General features: G+C 60.3%; 11 protein-coding genes. 2 read left to right on the plus strand and 9 right to left on the minus strand.

Annotated features, from left to right (window positions below):
* Nucleotides 1-60 precede the first annotated feature (60 nt).
* Entirely contained in the window at nucleotides 61-939 is an 879-nt protein-coding gene (gene prmA / locus ACTG2B_RS04250) for a 50S ribosomal protein L11 methyltransferase (RefSeq protein WP_005358410.1), read from the minus strand.
* Between the two features lie 536 nt (nucleotides 940-1475).
* Nucleotides 1476-2492, minus strand: coding sequence for a zinc-binding alcohol dehydrogenase family protein (locus tag ACTG2B_RS04255; protein WP_439995256.1), 1017 nt, complete (start codon nucleotides 2490-2492; stop codon nucleotides 1476-1478).
* A gap of 100 nt (nucleotides 2493-2592) precedes the next feature.
* Between ACTG2B_RS04255 and ACTG2B_RS04260 the strand changes: the two genes are divergently transcribed.
* Nucleotides 2593-3465, plus strand: a complete 873-nt coding sequence (locus tag ACTG2B_RS04260) for a LysR family transcriptional regulator (protein WP_162504381.1) — start codon at nucleotides 2593-2595, stop codon at nucleotides 3463-3465.
* Between the two features lies 1 nt (nucleotide 3466).
* On the opposite strand, the gene ACTG2B_RS04265 is transcribed toward ACTG2B_RS04260, so the two are convergent.
* From ACTG2B_RS04265 to acs, 7 genes are all read right to left on the minus strand, one after another.
* A complete protein-coding gene (locus ACTG2B_RS04265) occupies nucleotides 3467-4894 on the minus strand; it encodes a PTS transporter subunit EIIC (RefSeq protein WP_257700127.1) in 1428 nt (475 codons plus the stop codon).
* An 89-nt stretch (nucleotides 4895-4983) separates the two neighbouring features.
* On the minus strand, nucleotides 4984-6441 hold the full coding sequence (gene panF, locus ACTG2B_RS04270; protein WP_439995257.1) for a sodium/pantothenate symporter: 1458 nt from the start codon (nucleotides 6439-6441) through the stop codon (nucleotides 4984-4986).
* Entirely contained in the window at nucleotides 6431-6694 is a 264-nt protein-coding gene (locus tag ACTG2B_RS04275) for a YhdT family protein (protein ID WP_005349483.1), read from the minus strand. The genes panF and ACTG2B_RS04275 overlap by 11 nt, the downstream gene beginning before the upstream one ends.
* Before the next feature lie 127 nt (nucleotides 6695-6821).
* Entirely contained in the window at nucleotides 6822-8162 is a 1341-nt protein-coding gene (gene accC / locus ACTG2B_RS04280) for an acetyl-CoA carboxylase biotin carboxylase subunit (RefSeq protein WP_005338910.1), read from the minus strand.
* Between the two features lie 15 nt (nucleotides 8163-8177).
* Complete coding sequence (gene accB, locus ACTG2B_RS04285) at nucleotides 8178-8636, minus strand: acetyl-CoA carboxylase biotin carboxyl carrier protein (RefSeq protein WP_005338908.1); 459 nt, start codon at nucleotides 8634-8636, stop codon at nucleotides 8178-8180.
* 36 nt (nucleotides 8637-8672) lie between these two features.
* A complete protein-coding gene (gene aroQ / locus ACTG2B_RS04290; protein WP_005338907.1) occupies nucleotides 8673-9122 on the minus strand; it encodes a type II 3-dehydroquinate dehydratase in 450 nt (149 codons plus the stop codon).
* A 288-nt stretch (nucleotides 9123-9410) separates the two neighbouring features.
* The gene (gene acs, locus ACTG2B_RS04295; RefSeq protein WP_439995258.1) at nucleotides 9411-11357 is read right to left on the minus strand and encodes an acetate--CoA ligase; all 1947 of its coding nucleotides are present in this window, start codon (nucleotides 11355-11357) and stop codon (nucleotides 9411-9413) included.
* Nucleotides 11358-11527: 170 nt separating this feature from the next.
* Here acs and ACTG2B_RS04300 point away from each other — a divergent pair, with 170 nt between their 5' ends.
* Nucleotides 11528-11806, plus strand: coding sequence for a hypothetical protein (locus ACTG2B_RS04300; RefSeq protein ID WP_005358417.1), 279 nt, complete (start codon nucleotides 11528-11530; stop codon nucleotides 11804-11806).
* Nucleotides 11807-11841: the final 35 nt, after the last annotated feature.

The following is an 11841-nucleotide window of genomic DNA, read 5'->3' on the forward strand; positions in this document are numbered from 1 at the left end:
AATCAGGGCCCCCGAATGGGAGCCCTGATGGCATGATGTTGGCGTCTATGTTGCCCGCGCTTAGCCGTGCTTGCGGCCGGAGAGGCGGCACCACTCCTCCTTTACGGCGGTCGGGTCCATCTCGAACCACTGGCCGTAGATAGTTTCCAGCTCCGGGGCCTGGCTCTCCAGCACGCCGGAGAGGGCCATCAGGCTGCCCGGCTTGCCGTGGCCGGCGATCAGCGGTGCCAGTTCGCGCAGCGGGCCGGCCAGAATGTTGGCGACTACCACGTCCGCTTCGACGTCTTGCGGCTGGTCGGCCGGCAGATAGAGCTCAATCTGGTCGGCGACGCCGTTGCGCGCGGCGTTGTCGCGACTGGCCTGAATGGCTTGCGGGTCGATGTCGATGCCGATGACGCGGGCGGCACCCAGTTTCAGGGCGGCGATGCCGAGAATGCCGGAGCCGCAACCAAAATCGACCACGGTTTTACCGGTCAGATCCAGCCCGTCCAGCCACTGCAGGCAAAGTGCCGTGGTGGGGTGGGTACCGGTACCGAAGGCCAGGCCCGGATCCAGCATCACGTTAACTGCATCGGGGTTCGGCACATCGCGCCAGCTCGGGCAGATCCAGAGGCGCTCGCCAAACTGCATGGGGTGGAAGTGATCCATCCACTCGCGCACCCAGTCCTTGTCTTCCAGCTGCTCGACCTTGTAGCCGACATTTTCGCCGAAGATCTGCTGGAAGAAGGCGATGGTGGGGGCCGGATCGGTTTCGGCGTCAAACAGCCCCATCACTTCGGTCTCGCCCCACAGCGGGGTTTCGCCCGGCATGGGTTCATAGACGGGCACATCCTTGGCATCCATAAAGGTCACCGCCTGGGCACCACGCCCCAGCAGCATGTTGCTCACCTTGTCTGCGGTCTTGGCAGTGGCGTTGATTCGAATTTGTATCCAGGGCATGGCGTCGACTCTTCATAAATGTGAAACCGCGAGATTCTACCATCATGGGGCAGTGCTGTCGTGGTTTGCCCATGACGTGGAGGGATACGGGGGCTTTTGCCGGATTGGCACGGTTCCTGTATTGCTCTATGCAGGCGAAGACGACCGGTTTTCGCTGAACGCTTTGCTCAAGTTCCGTCATCTTTCACTGCCACCCTCGGGTGGCATTTTTTTATCTGCACTTGTTTGCCTGGTAAACAGTCTGCCAGATAAAAAAGAGCAAGGTTGGCACCTTGCTCAAGGACGGGCTGACGCCGTTTTGGCGCATTCATGCTGCTGTTGGCACGCCAGATGCAAAGACTAATATGTCCTGCATAAGGATATGTGTGTGATTGTTACCCCAATGTTCAGGTATTCAGGCCATTTCTCGCGAAATGGCCTCTTTTTTGGCTGATTGTCGGACGTTGGCCTGCCACAGGCAGTCATGAGTGCCGCTGGTTGTGCCCGTTTGGGGCATCTCCTTGGTGAACTTATCCCATCATGGTGCGTTTGAGGGCCTAGTTGGCAAAGCCGCTCATGTCGATCACCAGCTTGCCTACCATGCGGCCTGCTTCCACCTCGGCATGGGCCTGAGCCAGCGTGACCGGGCTCAGTGACGGGATGGTTCTGGTCAGGGTGGTCTGCAATACCCCTTCATCGACCAGTGCCGCCACCCGGCCGAGCAGGCGGTGCTGTTCGATCATGTCCGGCGTCTGGAACAGGGAGCGGGTGAACATGAACTCCTGGCTGAAGGTGACGCTCTTGCTTTTGAGCAGGGAGAGATCCCACGGCTCGCTCGATTCAGCGATGGTGCAGATATGGCCAAATGGGCGGATCAGCCCTGCCATGGTAGCCCAGTGCTCGGCGGTGGCGTTGGTGCAGAAGATGGCATCGACCTGAGTGATGCCAAGGGCGGTCAGCTCCTCCTGCAACTTGTGGTGGTTTACGACCTGATGGGCGCCCATCTCGAAGCACCACTCACGGCTCTCGGGGCGGGAGGCGGTCGCAATCACCTCCATGTCGGTGAGCTGGCGGGCCAGCTGGATGGCGATGGAGCCCACGCCACCGGCGCCGCCGATGATCAGCAGTTTGCCACGGCTTTCGCGGGTAAGAGCGAAGCGCTCGAACAGGGTCTCCCAGGCGGTGATGGCGGTGAGCGGCAGGGCGGCGGCCTCCACATCGCTCAAGCTGGTGGGGGCGATGGCGGCGATGCGCTCATCCACCAGTTGCAGGGCGCTGTTGCTGCCCGGACGGCTGATATCACCGGCATACCAGACCCGGTCGCCCGCCTTGAACAGGGTCACTTCGCTGCCAGTGGCGATCACTTCCCCCACCGCATCCCAGCCCAGCACCCGGGGCGAGCTTTCAATTTTGGCCTTGGGGGAGCGCACCTTGGTATCCACCGGATTGACGGAGGTGGCGGTGACCCGCACCAGCAGATCCCGCGGGCCCGGAACCGGATCGGGCAGGTTGGCGGCGATAAAGCAGTCGGGGTGATCGCTTGGCAGATAGTGAGTCAGGGCAATGGCTTTCATGGTTTTTCCTTTCAAATCGCTGTGTTCGGGATTGCCACTCACTCTAGTCTGGTTGATTATCAAGATTAAGATAGGTAATCGGTAAAGACTGTTTGAATATATGAACAATGTCGATCTGGAGTTGATGGGGCTGTTTGCCACCGTGGTGGAGCAGGGAAGCTTTACCCGAGCCGCCGAGCTGCTTGGTATGCCCAAGTCATCGGTGAGCCAGAAGATCTCGCGGCTCGAATCCCAGCTCGGGGTGCGGCTGTTGCAGCGTACCACTCGCAGGTTGAGCCTGACCCCGCAGGGGGAGCTCTATGTGGAGCACTGTCAGGGGCTGCTGGCATTGGCCCGCAGCGCCAATCTGGCGATGGCACGGCTGCGCTCGGCCCCGGCGGGGCGGGTGCGGATCACCGCCCCCGAGGCGACCGGCACCCTGCTGCTTGGCCGGATCCTCGCCGAGTTTCGCGCCCTCTATCCCGAAGTGGTGCTGGAGCTGACCCTGAGTGACGATCAGCTCGATCTGGTGGGGGAAGGTTATGATTTGGCGCTGCGGGCGGCGCCGCTGAAAGACTCCAGCCTTATCTGTCGGCGTATCGGTCAGGTGGCACGCCATCTGGTGGCCGCACCTGCCTATCTGGCGGCCCACGGCATGCCGCAACAACTGAGCGAGCTGGGCCGCTATGCCTGTCTGGTGCACTCGGCCATGCCGGTGTGGCCATTGCAAGAGGGAGGCTGGCGGCCGCAGGGGGCCTGTGTCAGCAACAGCTTGCTGGCGCTGAGGGAGATGGCACTCCATGACGGGGGGATTGCACTGTTGCCCCACCATGTCTGTGAAGGGGATTTGGCGGCGGGGCGGCTGCAGAAAGTGTTGCCAGATCAGCCCATTCCGGCCAACCCGTTTTACCTAATCTATCCGAGCCGGGAGCATCTAGCCCCCGCCCTGCGCACCCTGATGGATTTCGTGGCCGAGCGCTTGCCGTTTGCCTGAGTTACCAACTGCTCTGGCTGGCCGACTCCTGATTAGGTTTGAGGCCGAGGGGGACCGACTGGCGCTCCGCCAGCATGCGGATCTGCCCTTCAATCAGGCTGGCGCTGGGGCCCAGCACCAGCACCAGCTGGTGGTCGTTGAGCTGGATCCAGGAGAGGCAGCCCAGGCCCAGCAGGCGAGATTCGTCCACCAGTGAAATATCGCGCACCCGCAGGCTGAGGCGGGTGATACAGACACTCATCGCCACCAGATTGTCCATCCCGCCCAGCACCTTGAGGTACTGGATCGCCAGCATCTGCGGGTCTGAGGGGGCAACGCTGGCAAGGCGCGGATGCTCCACCGCGATGGGCTTGCTCGGCATGCTGAGGGGGGCACGCTCCAGCAGTTGATAGAACAGCAGGGTGTAGGCGACGAAGAACAGGATACCGACCGGAATGAGCCAGAAGCTGTGCTCCCCAGCCTGATAGCTCAGCACCAGATCCAGCAGACCGGCGGAGAAGTAACTGCCCACCTTGATCCCCAGCCCGCTACAGACCGCCAGTGACAGTCCGGTCAGCAGGGCGTGGGCGAGAAACAGCCAGGGGGCGGTAAAGGCGAACAGAAATTCGATAGGCTCTGTGATACCCACCAGTGCCGAGGTGAGCGCCAGGGTTAGCAGCAGCCCGCCCTGTGGTAGCCGCTGCATCCGCTGGCGGTGCAGCCAGATGGCAAAACAGGCGCCCGGCAGGCCGAACATGATGATGGGGTAGAGACCGGCCACATACCCTTCATGAAGGGGTTGGGCGGTGGCCAGCGCCTGCAGGTTGCTCTCGCCAAGGCCGATGACGCTGCCCAATACCTGATGCAGCCCGAGCGGGATCAGCAGTCGGTTGAGTGTGCCGTAGCAGAAGGCGCCAAACGGCGTGGTGAGCAGCTCGGAGGTGAGCAGTGTCAGCCCGCGCTCCAGCGGTGGCCACAGCAGCGAGAGGGGGATGGCGATCAGCAGGCAGGCCAAGGCCGACACCAGCAGGCAGGGAAACTCCCCCCTGGCGATCTGCAGCCAGCGGGGTAGCGTTTGCTGGTGAACCCAGGGATAGATAATGGCGGTGGTGAGTCCCGCCAGCAGACCGCAGATCATGTCGGCGTGCAGGTTGGGGGCCAGCGTATTGAAGGCGGTGCTGAGCAGCAGGAAGTTGACCGCACCCGCCAGCGTCTGTCCGCCCAGCTCCTGCCGACTCAGGCCAAAGGCGATCGCCACCGCATAGATAAGCGGCATCTGGCTGAAGATCGCCTGACCGGTGAGGGAGAGCACCGCCAAATCGAGCACGTCGGGTTGCCCAAGCCGGTAGATCAAAGCCGCCATCGGCAGGATGGAGACGGGCAGCAGCAGGGCATAACCGAGCCGCTGCAGGGCTTGAGTAACGACTTGTCGAGTGGCTTTAACGGGCATACAGCGGCTACGTTCTGTGACTTGGCGCACAGTTTAACCGGAAAACACCTATTTGGGGATAGTTTTGGAACCCCTAATTTATATTTTTATTATTTCTGCCCGAAAAGCTCGTGCACTTCCCGCGAGGGCGGTGCCGTCAGCAGGCTGACCGTGATAAAGACCACCAGCGCCAGCGTGAGGCTTGGCACGATGGCGTGCAGGCCAGCCAGCTTGATCCCCCATTGACTGAGTACCCCATAGCTGACGATGCCGCTGACCATGCTAGCCAGCGCGCCTGGGCCGTTGGCCCGCGACCAGTAGAGGCCGAGCACCAGTGGCCAGAGGAACACCGCCTGCAGACCGCCAAAGGCGAGCAGGTTGAGCCAGATGATCATCTCGGGCGGTTGCAACGCCGCCAGCAGCACCAGAGTGCCCAAGATCAGGGTGCAGAGCAGGGAGAGGCGCGGAATGCGCACTTCCAGCTTCTCCTGCTTTGGACTCAGATAGTTGAGATAGAGATCCTTCACCAGAGTGGCGGAAGCCTGGATCAGCTGGGAGTCGATGGTGGACATGATGGCCGCCATCGGCGCCGCCAGAAAGACCCCGGCCAGCCAGGGGGGCAGCACTTCCATCATCAGGGAGGGCATGATCTTGTCTGGGCTGTCCATGCCCGGCAGGATGGCGCGGCCGAGGGCGCCCGCCAGATGCATGCCGAACATCAGCAGGGCGCTGACCACTGTGCCGATCAGAATGCCGCGATGAAGCGCCTTGCTGTCGCGATAACCAAAGCAGCGCAGCGCCGAGTGGGGCAGCCCCACCACCCCGACACAGACCAGGATCCAGAAGCTCAACATAAAGGGCTGGGTCAGCATGTCGCCGGCCCCTTGCGGGCTCACCAGTTTGGGATCGATCACCCTGAGCTGGTGGATAAGGTTCGGCAGGCCGTCACCGGCAATCAGAATTCCCGCCAGCAAGGCGCCGGTGCCGATCAGCATGATGATCCCCTGCAGGGCATCGGTCATCACCACCGCGCGAAAGCCGCCGATGATGGTGTAGAGCAGCACGCAGCTGGCAAACAGCATCAACCCCTGCTGGTAGGAGAGGCCGGTGGCGGTCTCCAGCAGGCGGGCACCGCCGATAAACTGCACCACCATGGTCGCGATAAAGGCGAGGATGATAGTAATGGAGCCGAGGATCACCACCGCCTTGCTCTGGTAGCGGGCCCACAGCATGTCGTTGATGGTCACCGCATTGACCCGGCGGGCGATGATGGCGAACTTCTTGCCAAGCACCCCCAGAGTGAGCCAGACGGTGGGCAGCTGGATCATCGCCAGCAACACCCAGCCCAGACCAATCTTGTAGGCCGCGCCCGGTCCGCCGATAAAGGAGGAGGCCGAGGTGTAGGTAGCCACTAGCGTCATCGCCAGCACCAGCCCGCCCATGCTGCGGTTGCCGATGAAGTACTCCTGCACGAAGTTGCCTTCTGCGCGATGGCGGCTGGCCCAGAAACCCACCCCCAGCACCAGCACCAGATAGATGACGAGCGGCAGCATCAACTCAAGATTCATGGGATGACTCCTTGCCGGAAGGGGAGTGGGTATCGAGGGGGATCTCCACAAACAGCCGGTTCACCATCAGGGCGCAGAGCAGAATGAACAGCAGCGGCATCACCATGCAGCTGAGCAGGAACCACAGCGGCAGCCCCCACAACTCCAGCTGGAGCGGGATAAAATAGGCGGTGCCATACCAGGCAAAGAAGTAGAACAGGGTCAGCAGCAGGCAGAAAGCTGCTTCCCGGCGGGCGAGAGCGAAACGGTTCACCTTGGCCTCCGACAAATTTGAGGGGCGCAAGGATAACAAAAAAGGGCCATGTCGCCATGGCCCTTTTTCAGCAGAGGCTCCTTGCGGAGCAGACTTCCATCGGAAGTCCGGTCTCTATCAGCGATCCTTACAGACCCAACTTCTTGTGCAGATAGTGGATATTGGTGCCACCGTGCTGGAAGTTTTCGTCTTTCATGATCTCTTTTTGCAGCGGTACGTTGGTCTTGATCCCTTCCACCACCAGCTCGTCCAGCGCATGGCGCATGCGGGCGATGGCAATGTCACGATTCTCGCCGTAGCAGATCAGCTTGCCGATCATCGAATCGTAGTGGGGCGGTACCTTGTAACCGGCATAGATGTGGGAGTCCCAACGCACGCCCAGACCACCCGGCGCGTGGAAGCGCTGAACCAGACCCGGAGAGGGCATGAAGGTGGCCGGATCTTCGGCGTTGATCCGGCACTCGATGGCATGGCCACGGATGCGGATATCCTGCTGGGTGATCGACAGGGGCTGACCGGCGGCGATGCGCAGCTGCTCCTTGATCAGATCGATACCTGTGACCATCTCGGTGACCGGATGCTCAACCTGAATACGGGTGTTCATCTCGATGAAATAGAACTCGCCGTTCTCGTACAGGAACTCGAAAGTACCCGCACCACGGTAGCCGATCTCGATACAGGCGCGCACACAGCGCTCGCCGATGAACTTGCGCATTTCGGCGGTGATGCCGGGTGCCGGCGCCTCTTCCACCACTTTCTGGTGGCGACGCTGCATGGAGCAGTCACGCTCGCCCAGATAGAGGGCGTTGCCCTGGCCGTCTGCCAACACCTGAATTTCGATGTGGCGCGGGTTTTCCAGGTACTTCTCCATGTAGACCATGTCGTTCTTGAAGAACTGGCCTGCTTCGGATTTGGTCAGGGCGATGGCGCCCGCCAGTTCCGCTTCATTGCGCACCACGCGCATACCGCGACCACCACCGCCACCGGCGGCCTTGATGATCACCGGATAGCCGATGCGCTTGGCAATGGCGGCGTTGTGCTTGGCGTCGTTGTCGACGGGGCCGTCAGAGCCAGGTACGCAAGGTACGCCCGCTTTCTTCATCGCTTCGATGGCGGAGACCTTGTCACCCATCAGGCGAATGGTCTCGGCGCGCGGGCCGATGAAGATGAAGCCGGATTTTTCGACCACTTCGGCGAAATCGGCGTTCTCGGAGAGGAAGCCGTAACCCGGGTGGATGGCCACGGCACCGGTTACCTCGGCGGCGGCGATGATGGCCGGGACGTTGAGGTAGGATTCAGTACTGGCCGGTCTGCCGATACAGATGGATTCGTCGGCCAGCAGCACATGTTTGAGCTCCCGGTCGGCGGTGGAGTGAACGGCCACTGTCTTGATCCCGAGCTCTTTACAGGCGCGCAGGATCCGCAGGGCAATTTCACCGCGGTTGGCGATGACTACTTTGTCCAACATGGGTGGCGATTTCCCTTATTCGATGATGAACAGCGGCTCGTCAAATTCGACGGCCTGACCATTTTCAACCAGGATGGCTTTGATCACACCGGCCTTGTCAGACTCGATTTGGTTCATCATTTTCATGGCTTCGACGATGCACAGGGTGTCGCCGACATTGACTTGCTGACCCACTTCCGCGAACGGCTTGGCATCCGGGCTGGAGGAGCGGTAGAAGGAGCCAACCATCGGGGAGCGCATCAGGTGACCGCTCGGGGCTGCATCTGCGGCCGGTGCGGCGGCAACTGGGGCGGCAGCAGCAGGTGCGGCAACCGGAGCGGCTTGCTGCATCATCATCTGCGGCATGGCGGTGGTCACCTGACCGGAGAAGTTGCGGCTGATGCGAACGGACTCTTCACCTTCGGAGATCTCCAGTTCGGCGATGCCGGACTCTTCAACCAGTTCAATCAGCTTCTTGATTTTGCGGATATCCATTAGCATTCTCTTTCTTCTTTATCTGATCAGTGATTATCAAGCCGCGCGCAGATGGTGCACGGCCGCGGTTAAAGCGAATTGGTAGCCATCGGCCCCCAGACCACAAATGACCCCTTTGGCGACATCAGACAGATAGGAGTGATGACGGAACGGCTCCCTGGCATGGACGTTTGACAGGTGAACCTCGATAAAAGGGATGGCGACACCCAGCAGCGCATCGCGAATGGCGACGCTGGTGTGGGTGAAGGCGGCTGGATTGATGATGATAAAATCCACCTGGCCCATGGCCTGATGGATGCGGCCGACCAACTCATGTTCGGCATTGGATTGCAGATGTTCCAGAGTGACACCGAGTTCGCTGGCGTTAAGCTTCAGATCGGCGACGATCTCATCAAGCGTCTTGCTGCCGTAGATACCCGGTTCCCGTTTGCCCAGCAGATTCAGGTTTGGTCCGTTGAGCAGGAGAATTCGGTGATTTTGCGACATATTGAGTACATCCTCGATGATAATGCTGCTATCTATCAGCTATCTTGTGGACTACCAGAAATCTAGCCATTTTCTGCGCAAATCGGTGTGCCCTGGCACACAGATTTCGCAATTATATTGATTTCGTGAAAATTAGCAGCATTTTACTGGTCTAATCTCTACATCTGGCTATTTATTGCACGTTTCGACCTGAGATACTTCGTCGCTGCCACCTTGCTGTTTGCTGGCAGATAAGAAACGACAAAGCCGGCACAGGGCCGGCTTTGTTGAGCAACAAACGAAGCGGGATCAGGCAGCTTCCGACTTCTCGCGGATGAGTTTGTCTACTACGCCCGGATCCGCCAGGGTGGAGATATCCCCCAGACTGTCGGTCTCGCCGGTGGCGATCTTGCGCAAGATGCGGCGCATGATCTTGCCGGAACGGGTCTTCGGCAGCCCCTCCGCCCAGTGAATGACATCCGGAGTGGCGATGGCGCCAATCTCCTTGCGCACCCACTCCTTCACCTCTTTATGCAGCTCGCGGCTTGGCTCTTCCCCGGCGATCAGGGTGACATAGGCATAGATACCCTGACCCTTTATCTCGTGAGGAACCCCCACCACCGCGGCTTCAGCGATCTTGGGATGGGCCACCAGCGCCGATTCAATTTCGGCGGTACCCATGCGGTGGCCGGAGACGTTCAGTACATCATCCACCCGACCGGTGATCCAGTAGTAGCCGTCCTCGTCGCGACGGGCACCGTCGCCGGTGAAGTAGCGGCCCGGGAAGGTGGAGAAGTAGGTCTGCTCGAAGCGCTCGTGATCGCCGAATACGGTGCGCATCTGGCCCGGCCAGGAGTCGGTGATCACCAGGTTACCCTCGGTGGCCCCCTCCAGCGGTTCGCCCATGTTGTCGACCAGCGCAGGTTGCACCCCGAAGAAGGGACGAGTCGCCGAGCCCGGTTTCAGGTCGGTGACGCCGGGCAGCGGCGTAATCAGGATGCCGCCGGTCTCGGTTTGCCACCAGGTATCGACGATGGGACAGCGCTCATCACCAATGGTGCGGTAGTACCACTCCCAGGCTTCCGGGTTGATGGGTTCACCCACCGAACCCATGATGCGCAGGCTCTGGCGTGACGTGCCGGTGACCGCTTCGTTACCCTTGGCCATCAGGGCGCGGATGGCGGTAGGGGCGGTATAGAGGATGGTGACCTGGTGCTTGTCCACCACCTGGCTCATGCGGTTGGTGGCAGGGTAGTTGGGCACCCCTTCGAACATGATGGTGGTGGCACCGTTGGCGAGCGGCCCGTAGACCAGATAGGAGTGACCGGTAACCCAGCCCACATCGGCGGTACACCAGTAGATATCCTCTTCGTGGTAGTCGAACACATATTTGAAGGTGAGGGTGGCATAAACCAGATAGCCGCCGGTGGTGTGCAGCACCCCTTTGGGTTTGCCGGTGGAGCCGGAGGTATAGAGGATAAAGAGCGGATCTTCGGCGTTCATCGCCTCGGGCGGGCAGTCGCTGCTGACGGCGGCGGTCGCTTCATGCCACCAGATGTCGCGGTGGTTGTGCCAGGCGACATTGCCGCCGGTGCGCTTGAGCACGATCACCTTGTTGACCTGGGTATCCGGGTTGGTGAGCGCTTCATCCACATTCTTCTTGAGCGGCACCGGACGGCCACCACGCAGCCCCTCGTCGGCGGTGATCACGATGCGCGAGCCCGAGTCGATGATGCGGCCGGCCAGCGCTTCCGGCGAGAAGCCGCCGAAGACGATGCTGTGTACCGCGCCGATGCGGGTACAGGCCAACATGGCGATGGCGGCTTCGGGCACCATCGGCATATAGAGGCAGACCACGTCGCCGCGGTGAACCCCTTGTGCTTTCAATACGTTGGCAAACTTGCACACTTCGTTGTGCAATTCGCGGTAGGTGAGTTTGCGATCTTCGGCGGGGTTGTCCCCTTCCCAGATGATGGCGACCTTGTCGCCACGCTCGGCGAGATGGCGATCGAGACAGTTGGCCGAGACGTTGAGCTGGCCATCTTCAAACCATTTGATGGAGACATGGCCCGGATCGTAGGAGGTGTTCTTGACCTTGGTATAGGGTTTCATCCAGTCGAGGATTTTTCCCTGCTCTCCCCAGAAGGTATCGGGATCCTCGACGGAGGCCTGATACATGGCGGCGTAGTCGCCCTTGTCCAGCAGTGCATTGCTGCTGATGTGGGGTTTGACCGGGTAGACCTTGCTCTCGCTCATCACTCACTCCTTTGAATACATACTTTTAATAATTAAGTAACAACTTATACCTTTGGCTGATGGGGGCAATTAGACTTTTGGATAGGCGGCAACAGTTGGTTACAGGACAAAGAGTGACAATTAATCGGCGAGTGGGTAAAAGGGGGCGTGTCGATTAATTGGAGGTCATGATGTTTTCTCTGTTGCTCTGTGCATCCCTCTGGCAGTTTGATGCGCCAGTGCCCGCTGGCGAACCCCCGAAAGAGTTTGCGATCACCCATCAGGAAGCTTCACCTGCGCTGCGGGATCGGGTGGCCGATCAGCTTGGTCATGCATGGCAGGCCAAAGAGCCTGGCACCAGACTTACCTTCAGCGAGCCAGCCCCCCGTTATGCTGGCGAATCACCGTTGACGCGTATGCTCAATGATCGTGATGATGGTTGGGAATCCCGCTTGCAGATTGAGTGGTAATCCGGTCGGCAGCCAGGAGGCGGATGCCTCCCGGC

It is taken from the genome of Aeromonas sp. 30P (genome assembly GCF_051919805.1).
GTDB classification, from domain to species: domain Bacteria; phylum Pseudomonadota; class Gammaproteobacteria; order Enterobacterales; family Aeromonadaceae; genus Aeromonas; species Aeromonas veronii.